General features: G+C 68.7%; 15 protein-coding genes. 4 read left to right on the top strand and 11 right to left on the bottom strand.

The features are described from left to right. Positions 1–114: 114 nt before the first annotated feature. The 4 genes from ACOGXQ_RS19895 to ACOGXQ_RS19880 all read right to left on the bottom strand — a co-directional run bounded on the left by ACOGXQ_RS19895 (position 115) and on the right by ACOGXQ_RS19880 (position 5,029). Positions 115–1,722, bottom strand: a complete 1,608-nt coding sequence (locus ACOGXQ_RS19895; protein WP_419947433.1) for a protein adenylyltransferase SelO — start codon at positions 1,720–1,722, stop codon at positions 115–117. 43 nt (positions 1,723–1,765) lie between these two features. Continuing rightward, on the bottom strand, positions 1,766–2,950 hold the full coding sequence (locus tag ACOGXQ_RS19890; protein WP_419945339.1) for an Mrp/NBP35 family ATP-binding protein: 1,185 nt from the start codon (positions 2,948–2,950) through the stop codon (positions 1,766–1,768). Between the two features lie 107 nt (positions 2,951–3,057). After that, on the bottom strand, positions 3,058–4,260 hold the full coding sequence (locus ACOGXQ_RS19885; protein ID WP_419945338.1) for a cytochrome c-type biogenesis protein CcmH: 1,203 nt from the start codon (positions 4,258–4,260) through the stop codon (positions 3,058–3,060). Positions 4,261–4,267: 7 nt separating this feature from the next. After that, complete coding sequence (locus tag ACOGXQ_RS19880) at positions 4,268–5,029, bottom strand: TlpA family protein disulfide reductase (protein ID WP_419945337.1); 762 nt, start codon at positions 5,027–5,029, stop codon at positions 4,268–4,270. 219 nt (positions 5,030–5,248) lie between these two features. On the opposite strand from ACOGXQ_RS19880, the gene ACOGXQ_RS19875 reads away from it, so the two are divergent. Then, the gene (locus tag ACOGXQ_RS19875; RefSeq protein WP_419947432.1) at positions 5,249–5,473 is read left to right on the top strand and encodes a hypothetical protein; all 225 of its coding nucleotides are present in this window, start codon (positions 5,249–5,251) and stop codon (positions 5,471–5,473) included. Positions 5,474–5,666: 193 nt separating this feature from the next. On the opposite strand, the gene ACOGXQ_RS19870 is transcribed toward ACOGXQ_RS19875, so the two are convergent. The 7 genes from ACOGXQ_RS19870 to ACOGXQ_RS19840 all read right to left on the bottom strand — a co-directional run bounded on the left by ACOGXQ_RS19870 (position 5,667) and on the right by ACOGXQ_RS19840 (position 11,251). Then, entirely contained in the window at positions 5,667–7,640 is a 1,974-nt protein-coding gene (locus ACOGXQ_RS19870) for a heme lyase CcmF/NrfE family subunit (protein WP_419945336.1), read from the bottom strand. Beyond that, positions 7,637–8,200, bottom strand: a complete 564-nt coding sequence (locus ACOGXQ_RS19865) for a cytochrome c maturation protein CcmE (protein ID WP_419945335.1) — start codon at positions 8,198–8,200, stop codon at positions 7,637–7,639. Before ACOGXQ_RS19865 ends, ACOGXQ_RS19870 begins: the two co-directional genes overlap by 4 nt. Beyond that, positions 8,197–8,367, bottom strand: a complete 171-nt coding sequence (locus tag ACOGXQ_RS19860; protein ID WP_419945334.1) for a hypothetical protein — start codon at positions 8,365–8,367, stop codon at positions 8,197–8,199. Before ACOGXQ_RS19860 ends, ACOGXQ_RS19865 begins: the two co-directional genes overlap by 4 nt. Further along, a complete protein-coding gene (ccsA, locus tag ACOGXQ_RS19855) occupies positions 8,367–9,275 on the bottom strand; it encodes a cytochrome c biogenesis protein CcsA (RefSeq protein ID WP_419945333.1) in 909 nt (302 codons plus the stop codon). The genes ACOGXQ_RS19860 and ccsA overlap by 1 nt, the downstream gene beginning before the upstream one ends. A 121-nt stretch (positions 9,276–9,396) precedes the next feature. Next, entirely contained in the window at positions 9,397–10,065 is a 669-nt protein-coding gene (locus ACOGXQ_RS19850; protein WP_419945332.1) for a heme exporter protein CcmB, read from the bottom strand. Beyond that, the gene (locus ACOGXQ_RS19845; RefSeq protein ID WP_419945331.1) at positions 10,055–10,735 is read right to left on the bottom strand and encodes an ATP-binding cassette domain-containing protein; all 681 of its coding nucleotides are present in this window, start codon (positions 10,733–10,735) and stop codon (positions 10,055–10,057) included. Before ACOGXQ_RS19845 ends, ACOGXQ_RS19850 begins: the two co-directional genes overlap by 11 nt. 36 nt (positions 10,736–10,771) lie before the next feature. Beyond that, positions 10,772–11,251, bottom strand: coding sequence for a hypothetical protein (locus ACOGXQ_RS19840; RefSeq protein WP_419945330.1), 480 nt, complete (start codon positions 11,249–11,251; stop codon positions 10,772–10,774). Between ACOGXQ_RS19840 and ACOGXQ_RS19835 the strand changes: the two genes are divergently transcribed. The 3 genes from ACOGXQ_RS19835 (at position 11,241) to valS (ending at position 15,279) form a co-directional block, all read left to right on the top strand. Next, positions 11,241–12,134, top strand: a complete 894-nt coding sequence (locus ACOGXQ_RS19835; RefSeq protein ID WP_419945329.1) for a DUF5317 family protein — start codon at positions 11,241–11,243, stop codon at positions 12,132–12,134. The genes ACOGXQ_RS19840 and ACOGXQ_RS19835 overlap by 11 nt on opposite strands. A 29-nt stretch (positions 12,135–12,163) precedes the next feature. Then, the gene (locus ACOGXQ_RS19830; RefSeq protein WP_419945328.1) at positions 12,164–12,487 is read left to right on the top strand and encodes a hypothetical protein; all 324 of its coding nucleotides are present in this window, start codon (positions 12,164–12,166) and stop codon (positions 12,485–12,487) included. Positions 12,488–12,585: 98 nt separating this feature from the next. After that, a complete protein-coding gene (gene valS, locus ACOGXQ_RS19825; protein WP_419945327.1) occupies positions 12,586–15,279 on the top strand; it encodes a valine--tRNA ligase in 2,694 nt (897 codons plus the stop codon). Positions 15,280–15,288: the final 9 nt, after the last annotated feature.

Below are 15,288 nucleotides of genomic sequence, written 5' to 3'. Positions count from 1 at the left end.
GACAGTGCCTAGTGCCGCGTCAGCAAACGTTTGCGCGGTTGCTGGCGCCGTCGCTTCGCCTGCGAGCAGGCCCCCCAGCGATCCCCGCCACAGCGAAGGTTGCTTGACACGGCACTAGGAACTGCAGGAGAGCTGGCTGCAGCCGACTCGGGTGCGGGCCCAGTCGGGGCGCAGTGCTGCGTACGACTTCCGCTCGGGTTGCTCGTCGTAGGGACGGCGCATGACATCGAGCAGTTCGCCGATGGCTTCGGGCCGGCCCACGGTGGCAGCGTCGATTGCGAGCTGGGCCAAGTAGTTCCGCAGCACGAACTTGGGATTGACCTTGTTCATGGCCGCAGCCCGGGCCCCATCTGAGATGCCGAGCGCTCGCAGCCGTGCCGCGTAGCGCTCGACGAACTCGCTGGTCGCCGATCGGTGCTCGTCGGTGACTTCCGTCGGCCGGTAGTACGCATCGGCGAGCGGGGCGATGCGCTCGGCAGGATCGATGCTCTCAGCCGTGGGGACGGAGGCGAGGCGCCGCCAGAACACCGTCATGTCGGTCTCGACCAGTCGCAGCACGTTGAGCGCGGCAACGGTCAGCTCGCGGTCGCCTTGGCCGTCGATCCGCGGCAGGCCGAGCTTGGCCGCCATCATCGTCGACCACTCCTGCTCGTGGTGCGGCGCATAGACGTCGAGTGCTGCTTGCAAACCCTCCGTCTCGCCGACGAGCGGGTAGAGCGCATTCGCGAGCTGCATCAGGTTCCACTGGGCGACTGCCGGCTGGGCGCCGAAGCGATAGCGGCGGTGGGCGGCGTCGGTGGTGTTGGGAGTCCAATCAGGGTCGTAGTCGTCGAGCCAGCCGTAGGGGCCGTAGTCGATGGTGAGGCCCAGGATCGACATGTTGTCGGTGTTCATGACGCCGTGGACGAAGCCCACCCGCATCCATTCGCAGACCATCTCGACGGTCCGCCGCACTACCTCCTCGAAGAACTGCACGTACCGGCCGGGTGTCGCTTCGCGGACGAGGTGCGGGAAGCCAGTGTCGATGACGTAGTCGGCCAGGGTGCGCAGCGTCTCGACGTCGCCGCGTGAAGCGAAGATCTCGAAGTTGCCGAAGCGGACGAACGACGGCGCCACACGGCAGACCACCGCGCCGGGCTCGGGTGCCGGGTTGCCGTCGTAGAGCATGTCGCGGATGACCATGTCGCCGGTTCCGACCAAGCTGAGCGCCCGCGTCGTGGGCACACCCAGGTGTGCCATCGCCTCGCTGCAGAGGAACTCGCGCACCGAGCTGCGCAGCACTGCCAGTCCATCGGCCGTCCGGGAATACGGCGTCGGGCCGGCACCCTTCAGCTGCAGCGTCTGGTGCCGGCCGTCGCGATCCACCATCTCGCCGAGCGCTATAGCCCGGCCGTCACCGAGCTGGCCGGCCCAGTTGCCGAACTGGTGCCCGCCGTAGCAGTGGGCGTGGGGATCCATGCCGTCGAGCACGGCGCTCCCGCCGAAGACGGCAGCGAACTGCGGGTCGTCGACCACTTCGGGCGCCAGGCCGAGCTGTTCCAGCATCTCGACGCTGTGAGCGAGCAGTTGCGGCGCCGTGGTCGCGGTGGGCGCGACCCGCGAGTAGCAGGCGCCGCCGACTTGGCGGCGGAAGTTCTCGCGCTCGGGGTCGGCGGGAAGAACCGCTGTGAAGCGATTGTCGAAGCTGATCTCGCCGAGCGTCGCCCTCGGTGCCTGGTCCATCGCCGGCACCACTGGCGCACTCACCGGCTCCGCCCCGACGCACTCACAGCAGCTTCAGTCCCTCGTTGTAGCGGCGGGTCGGCAGGTGTTCCTCGCACAGCAGCTTCGCCATGTCCCGGAAGACACCGGCGGCCTCGCTGTCAGGATCGGCGGCCGTGATCGGCATGCCTTCGTCTCCCCCCGCTCGCAGCTGCGGCACCAGCGGCACCTGCCCGAGCAGCGGGACCTCCAGCTCGTCCGCAAGCGCCTGCCCGCCGCCCGCGCCGAACAATTCGTAGCGCCTGCCGTCGTCACCGGTGAACCAGCTCATGTTCTCGATCACCGCCCTCACCTGCAGGTTCACCCGTCCCGCCATCTGGGCAGCGCGTTGGGCCACCTTCTGCGCTGCGGGCTGCGGCGTGGTCACCACCAGCATCTCTGAGCGAGGCAGGAACTGCGCCAGCGACAGCGAGATGTCTCCGGTGCCGGGCGGGAGATCGACGAGGAGATGGTCGGGTTCGTCCCAGAAGACATCGGTGAGAAATTGCTCGAGTGCCTTGTGCAGCATCGGGCCGCGCCAGATCACCGGCTGGTCCTCGCGGGCGAAGAAGCCCATCGACATGCAGCGCACGCCGTGCGCCTCGGTGGGCACCACCATCTGGTCGATCACCGTCGGCGGGCGAGCGACACCGAGCATCCGGGGAATGGAGAAGCCCCAGACATCGGCGTCGATGACTGCAGTGCGTGTGCCGCGCTGGGCCAGCGCGATCGCCAGGTTGACGGTCACGCTGGATTTGCCGACGCCGCCCTTGCCGCTGGCCACCAGCAGCACGCGCGTCTTGTTCCCGGCTTGGGCGAAGGGGACGGCGCGTCCCTCAGCGTGGCCGTGTCCGTCGTGGGTGCCCGCCGTGGCAGCCGGGTCGCCGATGAGCTGCGCTCGCAGCGCGGACTGCTCGGCCTCGTCCATGACCGTGAACTCCACGACCACGTCGTCGATGCCGTCGATCGCGCACCCGGCCTCGCTGACAGCGTGTGAGACATGTCCGGCGGCCGGCCAGTCATTTGACGGCAGCGCGACCAGCACCTGGCCGGCGCGACCGGCAACCGCAGCCGCGCGCAGCATCCCCATCTGGCCGATAGGCCGGCGCAGCTCGGGATCGATCACGTCCGCCACCGCGGCGGCCAGTTGCTGATCGGTGACGCTGGCCGGTCCGCCGTTCTTGGCTGGCCTTCGGTTCTTGGACCTCATGGTCGCCCTCGATCAGTTGCGATGGGCTGCCGCAACGAAGCTGCCTCGGTGCCACAGCCTCACCAGCGGCGTGGCTCGAACGCTACTGGCGTCGCCACACCAGCCAGCTATTCGAGTTCTGCGTGCATCTCGGCAATTGCGTTCTCCAAAGCCGCAGCCATGGCGGGGGGCGGGCTGCGTCCCAGCGCGGCGCCGTAGTAGCCGATCGCGGCATTGAGGTCGCGCTCGATGAATCGCGCTGCGTAGCCGCGGAACACCCACGGGTCGAACTCCGCGGGCTCGAGCGCCACGGCCGCATCGAGCGAGGCGATGCCCGCAGCGACCAGCTCATCATCAGGTATGCGAACCAGCAGCCAGCCCCGCAGCGCCAGCGCCTCGGTGTCCCGGGGATCGTCGGCCAGCACCCGGTCCAGGTCCACGAGCGCAGCGGTCGGATCGCAGCCACCAGGGCCAGCGCTGTCGGCGCCTTGTGCGGCGGCTGTTTCGCACGCGCGCAGATGCAAGCGGGCCGACAGCACCAAAGCACCCCGCAGGTCACGGTCGAGCCGGAAGATCTCCTCCAGCGTGGCGCGAGCTTCGTCGAGCTGGTTCGCGGCGAACTGCCGCTGGGCGTCGACCAGCAACGAGCGAGCCGAGCGATCGATGTCTCCCGAGAGGGTCTCGCCCGACAGGCGCAGCCCTGCGGAACGGGCCACCAGCACGCCGGCCACAGCGCCGACGAGCACGAGCGCACCGACGGTGATGACGGTGGCGCTGCGCCAGCCGGTTCTGCGGGCACGCCGGCCCGGCGGAGCCGCGTTATCCCCAGTAGTGGACGCGGCGCCGTCAGACCGAACGCCGTCAGAGTCGAGGGCGCCGGCCCGCGCTCGCCAGCGTCGGGTCGCGGCCCAGAGGCCGGCCGCTGCCGCCGCGAACGCGGCTACCGGGAGCGCCCACACCAGCGTGCCCACGCCTTCGCCGGGCGGCAGCGCATTGACGTCATCGCCGTAGGCAGCGGCGAGGTCTGCGCGAATCTGCGTGTCGGTGCGACCCTCGTCGACCCACAGGTCGATCTGGCGGCGCATGGCCGCCGCCGCAGGTGCGTTCGATTCGAGCACGCTCTGGCCGTCGCAGACTGGGCAGAGGGTGGCCTGCTTCAGCTCATAGGCCCGCTCCGACTCGGTCGCCGGTGGGCGCGAAGCGGTCGCCGCAAGAACGGCGGCGATGATGGCCACCGCGGCGATGGCGAGCCAGCCGACGCGCCGCGCTCGGGAGCCTCCCCAGGCCTGAGCAGCCGGCTGAGCCGGCGAGGTCGTTCCCACGTCGCTCATGGCGGGCTCATGGGCCCGGCGCTGGCGCGGCGTCGCCGCTGGCAGCGCCCAGCAGCAGCGCTATGACATCGTCAGGATCGTCCGCGCTGATCTGGCCCTGCCAGCGTGCCGCCACGATGCCGTCGGGTGTGATCAGGAACGATTCGGGCGGACGCAGCACGCCGAACTCGACCGCCCAGCGGGAATCGAGATCGTCGACGACTGACCAGTCGCCGCCGAGGCGTTCGTAGAACGCGATCGCGTCGGACGTCCGGTCGCCGAACGGCACGGCCACCAGGACACCGTCGCGGGAGTGGCGAGCCGCCCACGTCGCGAGCGCCGGGTGCTCTCGCTCGCACGGCACGCACCACGAGGCGAAGAAGTTGACCAGCACCCAGCGCGGACTCGAAGACATCGGTCCCGCAGCATCGATGTCGAAACGCGCCACCTCATCGGGACCGATCCGCACCGCCGGCAAGGCCTGAGCGCCGCCGGCATCGAGGAACGACTCGGGCGGCCAGATGAGCTCACCGCGCAGTGGCGGAACCAATTCGCCGATGAGCGGGCTGGCCGCGCGGATGCTGCCGCCGTCGGAATCCCTCGTTGCGAGCAGCGCGACAAGGGAGGCCGCCATGAGGCCGACGAGCACCGCGCCGATGCGAACCCACGAGCGCGAGCATCCTTGAGTTTCAGGGTCGACATCGTGGCGAGATAGGCGGGCCTCATCCGCAAAGCCGTCAGCAGCCGACATCACGTCCTGCGTCTGGCAGTACCACGACTGCTTACGCATCTGGCCATCGCGTCCACCCGCTGCCAACCCCGGCCTTCGTCAAGCCCGTTCGGGCATCAAACCGTGGAGCCGACGGAGGCATGCAAGGGCCGGACGCAAAAGGACACGACCACGCGCATGATCTGCAACCTAGCAACGGAAGCAACAACCTCACAAGTCTTCACGCCTCGACAGCCGGGCCAAAGCAACGATGCCTGAGACGACTCCCAACGATGGCAAATTGGCCTGCTCGCAGCCGGCGACCCCCGCGGCGAGGCCCGCGACGCCTGGCACGCCAAGGAAACCCTGCGCGGCATCTACCGGATACCCGACCGCGACCTCGCTCTCGAAGCGCTCGACGAGCCCTCACGCGACCCGCGCGACGAGACGTTCAGCCCGGAGCTGAACAAACTCGGCCGCACCCTGCACGCCTGGCGCACCCAGATCGCCAACCGGCACCGCTAGCGGGTCACCAACGAACCGACCGAGGCAGCCAACAACCCCGCCAAGCTGATCAAACGCGTGCCATTCGAGACCCCCAACTTCGACCACTACAGAACCTGAGTCCTGCTCTATGCCGGCAAACCGAACTGGACCCTGCTCGACGACCTCACCCCACGCCAAAACGCGAAGAGCTCCTTAACCAGCCAAGCCAGCGTCACGGGCGACGCTCCACAGACGCTGCGACATCTCGCTCGTCAGCAGAGCTGCGGCGGCGGATCCGGTCGCGGGCCCCGATCCGGGTGGGGACCAAGGCCGCAGCCACACCGAGGGCCAGCACAGCGCCACCCAGCCACATCCATGCCACGAGCGGCTTGATCAGCACCCGCAGCGCCACCTCGCTGCTGCCCTCGTCGGGAATCGTCGCCAGCGACAGGTAGACGTCGTCGACGAGGCTCGTTGCCACCGACGGCGTCGAGATCGGCTGGCCGAACTCTGCGAAGCGCGTCACGGCGGGTTCGAACACGCCCCGGCCTTCCACCTCGACGCGCACCCGCACGACCCGGTTGCCGTTCTCGATGCCGTCGGTCAGCCCGAGATAGGTGACCTCGTGGCCGGCGACCTCGCCGCTCTCACCGGGTGCCAGCGTGAACTCCCCTTCCGACCCGTAGGCGCTCGATGCGATGAACCCGAAGGCGATCACGGCCACGCCGATGTGGGCGATCATCCCGCCGCCGGTACGCCCGAGCAGGCCGCGCCAGCCGTTGCGCCGAGCGCCCAGCCACAGCAGCCGCGCCGCAGAGCCGATGACGAACCCGCCCAGGCCTAGGGCCAGGACCTGCCACAGACCGTGCGCACCCGCCCAGACCGACAGCACCATCGTCACCGCCCCCGCAGCCGCAGGACCCAGCAGCCGTCGAGAGCGCACCTCCGCGGGGGTGCCGCGCCAGTTCAGTGCAGGCGACAGTGCCATCAGCCCCAGCAGGGCGATGCCGACCGGCGCCAGCATCCGGTCGAAATAGGGGCGGCCGACAGCCAGGCGCTCATTGGAGACCGCCTCAGCCAGGAGCGGGAACACCGTGCCTAACAGCACGATGAAGGCCGCCACGGCGAACAGCAGGTTGTTCCCCAGGAATGCACCCTCCCGGGACCAGACCGACCGCAGGCTGGCGGAGGTGCGCAGGGCTTCGCCTCGCCACGCCACCAGCGCCACGCCGATCGCCACGACCGCGCCGAAGAAGCCCAGCAGGATGGGTCCCAGCGACGACTCGCTGAACTCGTGCACTGACTCGAGCACACCTGAGCGGGTCAAGAACGTGCCGAAGATCGTCAGGGCAAACGTCACGATGAGCAGTGAGAGGTTCCACACCCGCAGCATCTGGCGCCGCTGCTGGGTGATGAGCGAGTGCACGAACGCGGTGGCGGTCAGCCACGGCAGCAGCGAGGCGTTCTCCACTGGATCCCACGCCCAGTACCCGCCCCAGCCCAAGACCTCATAGGACCACCATGCGCCGAGCATGATGCCGGTGCCCAGACAGCCCCAGGCCACGAGCGTCCAGCGGCGGGTGTCAGCCAGCCAGCGGGTGTCGAACTGGCCCGTGATGAGCGCGGCGACAGCGAACCCGAAGGGAACGGTGAAGCCCACGTAGCCCAGGTACAGCATCACCGGATGGATGGCCATGAGGGGATGGTTGCGCAGCAGCGGATTCAAGCCGCCGCCGTCAACCGGCGGGTCAGCGAGGGTGGCGAAGGGATTCGAAGGACCCGCGAGCAGCGCAAAGAAGAAGATGCACACGCCCAGCATGACCGCCAGCGCCCACGCCACGGTCGGCTCGTCGGTACGCGCTCGGAAGCGCCATGCGGCCGCCGCGACGTAGCCGCACAGCACCAGGACCCACAGCAGGATCGAGCCCTCCAGCGCCCCCCAGAGGGTCGCGATCTTGTAGATGAGCGGGGTCGCGATCGTGGAGTTTCGGGCCACATAGGCCAGCGAGAAGTTGTCGCTCAGCAGCGCAATCTCCATGGCAGCCACGGCCAGCACGCAGCCGACCGTCATCGTCGCGATCCACGCCAGCGCTTGGCGGCAGCGCGCCGGCTGCCGCAGGGCCCTCGCTGCGACGAGCGTTGCGGCCCCACCGAGCGCGCTGACGAGGCCGATGGCCACGCCGAGCGTGCCCAGCACCGCAATCACAGCCGGGGCACCTCGAAGGGGCAGTCGTCCAGGAAGCCTTCAGGAGGCTCGTTCGGGTTCCCCAGGCGGTCCTCGTTCGCCGCCACGTACTCGTTGGTGTGCTTCACCAGCATGTTGTCGCTTGAGAAGAAGTGGGTGTCCCGGCCCGCCACCGTCACGACATCGCCCGCCACCCAGCGGCCCTCGAGCACGACGGGGATCCAAGGCGACTCGAACAGGTCGGGCGGATCAACGCTGTGACGCACGGACACCGAAGCGCAGTTGTGGATCACCTCGAAGGCGGTCACTCCCCCGTCCACCGCCACCGACGCCGGCACCACCCGCCCCTGCAGACGGAACCGACGATCGCCCAGCTCGACCCGTTCGGCTATGGCCTCGTCCGCATTGCGGAAGAACAGCGTGGCGTTGCGCAGCCCTGCAACCGTGGCCGCGCCGCCTGCGATCACCAGCAGCACCACAAAGGCACCGATCATGGCCTTGCGGCGACGGCCCAGCACCTGGCGTGCTTCGGTCCGGCCCCCCTCGGCGGATAGGGGATGACGGGGGCTGAGGTCGGTCACTGGCTGGTTTCTGCAGGCCGCCGGCTCGGATCCGGGCTGGCTCCTGCGGGGCCGATGCCGAGGGCGCGGCCGAGGGCGCGACCGCGGCGCACTACCCACGTCGCGTAGGTGAGAACCGCCAGCGTGGTCAGCGCGTAGCCGGAGAACACGTTGGCTGCCCAGGTCATCAGTCCGCCACCGGTTCGTCGTGGCTCGGCTCGCTGCGACGCGCCGAGAGAAGTTCTTCGAGTGCGGCCTCTTCGGCGAGCTCTTCCAAGCGCAGCACCCGGTAGCGGTGGATTCCGATCCACAACGCGATGACGGTGAAGGTGGCCCAAGAGTACATGAGCGTCCAGTACATCTCGCCGCTGTAGTTGCGTTCGCCGCCGATCCCGATTTCCAGGCTGGCTTCCTGGTGCAGCGTGCGCCACCAATCCACCGAGTAGTGGACGATGGGCAGGTTGACCACCGCGATGAGGGCCATCACCGCAGAGCGTCGCGCGCGGGTCCGCGACTCGGTGGGGAGCCGGCGCAATGCCAAGTACCCGAGATAGGTCACAAACAGCAGCACGGTGGTGGTGAGGCGGGCGTCCCACTGCCAATATGTGCCCCAGGTCACCTTGCCCCACAACGACCCGGTCACCAGCGTGAGCGCCGTGAACAGCACCCCGAGTTCTGCGGCGGTGCCCGCCACTCGATCCCAATGGCGCGCCTGCCGGTCGGCGAGGAGTCCTTCCGAGTGGGCGTTGCCGCGCCGGTCGCGGTCTGCAAGCCAGGTGCGCGCCCATCCGACGCGGCCCACAAATCGAGCGGAAGCCCCGCTGCGGGTTCGCCACAGCACCCTGGCACTGGCGAACGCCGTCAGCACGAAGCCGCCGTACGCCACCCAGATGGAGGGCACGTGCACGTACATGAGGCGGACCGCGTCGCCCTGCACCTCGTCGGCAGGCGAGACCCACAACGCCAATACCGCCATCACTGCCACTGCGGCGAGCGCGGTGGCTCCGAGCACCCTCGTCGCGACGCTGCCCGTCATCGACACGGATCCAGCTTGCTGGGCCTGCCGGCGAAGGTCGGACTCCGCAGTCTCGGTCATCGTGAGCCCGAAGCCCCCAACAAGCGCCGTGTCGTCAGCCTCCTCATTGTGATGCCTCTTGTCTCCCGCTCTTGCTCGCTCCGCTCGGGCCACGGCTTCGCCTTCCGGCTCAGCCTCTGGCTCAAGCGTCCTCCAGCAGCGGGCCAGCCGCCACCCACCCCACCGCAACGTAGGTGATGAGCACTACCGCAAGCAGCGCTGTCCAGCTCCAACCTTGATCGGCGCTGGTCCCCAACGCTACGTCGAACGCCCGGGTTCCGGCCAAGAGCACCGGCGCTGCAACTGGTATCAGCAGCAGCGGGAGCAGGGTATCGGCGGACCGCAGCCCAACCGTCATCGCCCCGTACAGGCACCCGCAGATGGCGAACGCTGCCGTGCCGCACACGGCTGCGGTGATGAGCAGAAGCCAATCCTCCACGGTGGCCGAGAACAGCACCACGAGCCCCGCTGCAGTGAAGAGCGCGACCAGCACGAGCTGGACGGCCAGGGCGGCGGCCTTGCCCCACAGGATGGCCGCTGGGGAGAGTCCTCCGAGCCTGAGCGCGTCAAGGTTCCCCTCTTCGGCTTCGATGTCAAAGCTGCGCTTGGCGCCGAGCACTGCTCCAAAGAGAATCGCCACCCAGAACAGGCCGCCCGCGCCGGCACCCAGCAGCGACGGATTCGCATCGAACGCGAAGGCGAACACCACCAAGACGAGGAGCACTGTCGGGGCGATCTGGATGAGCGTGACACGGGCGCGTCGCTCGACCGTCAGGTCCTTGCGGCACACCAGCCAGATCTCACGCCACATCGGCTGAGCTGCCCGTTTCGGGTGCTGAAGCGCTCAGCGAGACTCGGCCGCCGACGAGCGTCACCTGCCGGGCGGCCGCGACCCGGGCGCGGCCCGTCTCGTGGGTCGCGAACATGACGGTGGCTCCGGCCTCGACCGCGTCGCCCAGCAGCATGTCCAGTGCATCCCTGCTGGCGTGATCGAGTCCGGCATGCGGTTCGTCCAAGAGCCACACCCGCGGGCGGGCGACGGTCAGGCAGGCCAGTGCCACGCGTCGTCGCTGGCCTTCCGAGAGCCGCCGAATCGGCACCTCCAGCAGCCGGCCTTCGAGGGAGAACCGATCAGCCGCCGCCGATGTCTCGACACCGGAGGCGTCGTGGAGCGCTGCGCAGTGGCGAAGCTGATCGCCGACCCGCAGGTCGCCGTACAGGGGCGTCCGATGTCCCAGCAACCCGACATGGCGGCGAACCGAGCGCCGATCTGCGATGAGGTCGAAGCCCAGCACCTCGGCCCGCGCGGCGCGCAGGGGCACGAGGCCCGCACAAGCCCGCAGCAGCGTGGTCTTGCCGGCGCCGTTCGGACCTCGCAAGCAGACCATCTCGCCGCTCTCCACGCTGAGATCCACACCCGCCAAGGCGGGAAAGCGGTCCAACAGGGCCACGACGCCCTCGAAGGCAACGGCAGCTCCCACGGAACGCCAAGGCTACGGGCGGCTTCGCTCGTGCCCCTACCCGAACAATCCGGGACTCTCGCTGTGGCGGTCAGTCTTGGGCGAGGATGCGTCGGGCCGCCGTACAGCAGTGTCGGTGCGGGCCTGGCCAGTGACGCGCGTCGGGTGGTGTGGGGCGCGGGACTGTTCGCTTTGGGGGGTTTCGCGGACCGTGCGGGGCTGGCCGCGGCGCTGCCGGCCGTGGTGGCCCCGACGGGTGAGCACGTTCTGGTGCCGGCCCGTGGCGTGGTGCATGACCGTGGCGTGGTGCCGGCCCGTGGGCTGTTGACGGCGGCTGAGGGAGGTGAGGCGTGCAAGGAGGGGGTGCACCGGTCCTCTGACCAGCGCGAACAGCGGGCGGCACCCCGCGAGCAGACCTCGGACATACCACTGGATCGTGGCACCCGCATCGGACAGCACACATCGGGACCCAGGCATCGAGACCATCCCCAAGCCCGCACCGACCGCTCGGTACTGTCGGTGCGCGGTGTTCTTCATCGCACTCTTGGCAAGCGCAGGTCTCGGCGTCGGCTTTTCCGTCTCCTTGCTGAAAGGCGTCGCTCCACGCGATGTCTTCGTGAGACTGCGGATGCTGCGCATCAACCACTGGCCGGTGCTCGTGCTCGGCGCAGTCCTGTCCTTCGCCGTCACGCTGGACACCAACATGCTCGCTGGGCGATTCGCGCTCGGTGTCTCGCTGGCCCTGCTGCTTGGGAGCTGCGTGCTCAATCAGCACGTCACCGGAGCGCTGATTGTCGCGGTGGGGATCTCCGCAAATCTCGCCGTCCTGCTTCTGAACGGCTACCTGCCGGTAAGCGAAGCCGCCGTCGTGGCCGCTGGCATCATCGACGTCGACGGGCTTGACCGGGTGCTGCTGGGCACTGCACGCGGCTGGGCAGACGACGCGACGATCGCTGCGTGGCTGGGAAGTGCAGTACCCCTCGCGCCGCTGCAGGACGTCATCACGCTCGGAGACTTGGTGACGGCCGTCGGCTTGGCCAACGTCGGATTCCGGCTCATCTGGCCCGCTGCCGGGGCGGCTCATCGGCTCGCGGCAGTCTCGCGAGGCGGTCACGACGACTTCGATGACAAAGCGGTCGTGCTCAGGCCGATCGCGCAGCCCACGACTTTGGAGCATCCCCCGCTGATCGGCGACGCCCTGCATGCCCAGCCCGCGATCCAGTCAGAGATCCATCCAGCGGCAGCCGCGCCGACAGCACCCGCTCCGATGCCCGCGCACAGCGAACCCGCTTGGGCGTCACGCGTCGAGCCGGTGCCGTGGCCGGCACCGGCACCGTGGCCCGACGAGGCGACCGATGCCGCAGGCGACCTGCCAAGCGAAGCCGCCGAGACGCTCGAGACGCACCTCTTCAAGGCCTGAACCTCACAGCCTGCCGAGATAATGGAGCGGTGGCCGGCGCCGGGAAGTCTCAGGAATCTCAAGGTGACCTGCCTGGCAGCAGTCGAGGCACTGCGCCGGCGGCAGATCAGCCCTTCGACGATGTTCTCGCCCGGCGGGCACGGCTGAAGCGGATCACCAGTCTCGGCCAGCGAACCGGTTACGGCCTGTATCTCCTGTCGCTCGTGCTGGGCGCCGTCGGCACTCGCTGGGGGTACACGCCTCTGCTGAGCACGCTGATCGCTGTGGCGCTCGTGGTGGGCTCGATGCTGCTGGCGCCCAGCATCGTCATGAGCCACGGCATCAAGGCCGCCGAGCGCGAGGAGCGCGAATGAGAGCGGGGCTTTCGGCAATGAGTGGAGCTGTGGAGGTGAAGATCTGGAAGACCTGACGGGCGCCCTCGAAGGCAGGCACGTCGGTAGCTTTGCCGCACATGACACAGGTGCCCGACAAGCCCACCGTCGACGGGCTCGAGGCGAAATGGTCACAGCGCTGGGAGGATGACGGCGTATATCGCTTCGACCGCACTGCGCCACGCGAGCGGGTGTTCAGCATCGACACGCCGCCGCCGACCGTCAGCGGCTCGCTGCACATGGGGCACGTCTTCAGCTACACCCACACCGACCACATCGCCCGCTACCGGCGCATGGCCGGCGATGAGGTCTTCTACCCGATGGGCTGGGATGACAACGGCCTGCCCACCGAGCGGCGCGTGCAGAACTATTTCGGGGTGCGCTGCGACCCTGCGCTCGGATACGACCCCGACTTCGTGCCGCCACCCGACGGCGGCGATCCCGAGGCGGTGGGTTCACGCGGTGAGATCGCCATCTCGCGGCGCAACTTCATCGAGCTGTGCCATGTGCTGACTGCCGAGGACGAGCTCGCGTTCGAAGCGCTCTGGCGGCAACTGGGGCTGAGTGTGGACTGGTCGATGACCTACGCCACGATCGACGAGCGCTGCCAGCGGGTCGCCCAGCGAGCCTTCCTCGAGAACCTGGCGCGCGGCGAGGCGTACCAGATCGAGGCACCGTCGCTGTGGGACGTCACCTTCGGCACCGCTGTCGCCCAAGCAGAGCTCGAAGACCGGGAACGGCCTGGCGCTTATCACCGCATTGCCTTCGGGCGCGTGGATTCGCAGGGCGCACAGAACGGCCCAAACCTAAGCAGCACAGTCGAGATCGAGACGACCCGGCCTGAGCTGTTGGCGGCCTGCGTGGCGCTGGTCGCACATCCCGGCGACGAGCGCTACCAGCCCCTCTTCGGCACGACGGTCACGACGCCGCTGTTCGGCGTGGAGGTGCCGGTCGTGGCCCACAAGCTCGCCGAACCCGACAAGGGCACCGGCATCGCCATGATCTGCACGTTCGGCGATACCGCTGACGTGACGTGGTGGCGCGAACTGAACCTCCCCGTTCGAGCGATAGTGGACCGGCGCGGTCGCATCGCTGCGGATCCGCCGCCGGGCATCGAGGGGGACGGCCCCCGAGAGGCGTACCGGTATCTCGCGGGTCGCACGGTCGGCGGCGCCCGGAACGCCACCGTGGAACTGCTGCGCGAATCGGGCGACCTCATCGGCGAGCCCCGGCCGATCACCCACGCAGTCAAGTTCTTCGAGAAGGGCGACCGGCCGCTCGAGATCGTCTCGAGCCGGCAGTGGTACATCCGCAACGGCGGGCGCGACCAGGATCTGCGAGACGCGTTGATCGCCCGCGGCTCGGAGATGACCTGGCATCCGCTCTACATGCAGGGCCGTTACACGAACTGGATCGAGGGTCTCACCGGCGACTGGCTGATCAGCCGGCAGCGCTACTTCGGCGTGCCGATCCCGCTGTGGTACCCGCTTGACGATGCGGGCGAGCCGGTGTGGGACCAGCCCATCACCCCCGACGACGGCACCCTTCCCGTCGACCCGAGCGCCGACGTGCCGACGGGATACGACGACACGCAGCGCGGCCGGCCGAACGGCTTCGTGGGCGATCACGACGTGATGGACACGTGGGCGACGTCGTCGCTCACGCCCCAGATCGCGTGCGGCTGGAGCGAGGACCCCGACCTGTGGGAGCGCACGTACCCCATGGACATGCGCCCCCAGGGGCACGACATCATCCGAACCTGGCTGTTCTCCACAGCGGTCCGCAGCCACCTCGGTCATGACTGCGCGCCGTGGCGCCACTGCGCGCTCTCGGGCTGGATCCTCGATCCGGACCGCAAGAAGATGTCCAAGTCCAAGGGCAACGTAGTGACACCGGTCGACCTGCTCGACACCTACGGCGCCGACGCCGTGCGCTACTGGGCAGCCAACGGGCGACCCGGCACCGACACCGCCTTCGACGAAGGCCAGATGAAGATCGGCCGCCGGCTGGCGATCAAGCTGCTGAATGCAGCCAAGTTCGCCTTGGCGTTGGACGGCAGTACAGCCACAGGCGACGAAGCCCGCCGCATGAAGGCCGCCGTGCTCGCGACGCTCAGCACTCGGAACCCTGACGGACTCCTGCTGTTGGGGACCCATGTCCGCAACAGCATCGACACGGCTTTGCTTGTCGAACTGAGCCGGCTGGCGCGCACGGCAACTGAGGCGCTCGAGGGATTCGACTATGCGCGTGCTCTCGAACGCACTGAGCAGTTCTTCTGGCGCTTCACCGACGACTACGTCGAGTTGGCGAAAGGCCGGGCATACGGGAGCCAAGGGCCGGAGGCTGCGGCAGACGCGCATCTCACCTTGACCGTCACGCTCGATGCGCTGCTGCGCCTGTTCGCTCCGTTCCTGCCGTTCGTCACCGAGGAGATCTGGTCATGGTGGCGACGCGGATCGGTGCACAAGGCGCCGTGGCCTTCTGCTGAGCACATTCATTCGCTCGCTGAGCCAGTGCAATCGCATACCGATGCGCTGCATCTGACGGCCGCTGTCCTCGCCGAGGTCCGTCGGGCCAAGACCGAGGCTCGGCTCAGCCTTCGCGTGGAGGCTGAGCAGGTGACGGTGAGCGCCCATCGCTCAGACGTCGAAGTGCTCGAGACGACGCGAGCGGATCTGATCGACGCCGGGCGCATCGCCAATCTGTCGTTGGTCGCCGATGAAGCCCCCGCACATCCTGAGGTCAGCGTGGTACTGGCAGCGGACGCTTGCTGACGGGGCCTC

The sequence above is a fragment of the Candidatus Poriferisodalis sp. genome, from assembly GCF_965208485.1.
Lineage (GTDB): Bacteria > Actinomycetota > Acidimicrobiia > Acidimicrobiales > Poriferisodalaceae > Poriferisodalis.
Note: the sequence above shows the minus strand (reverse complement) of the source record. Positions and strands in the feature narration are given on the sequence as shown.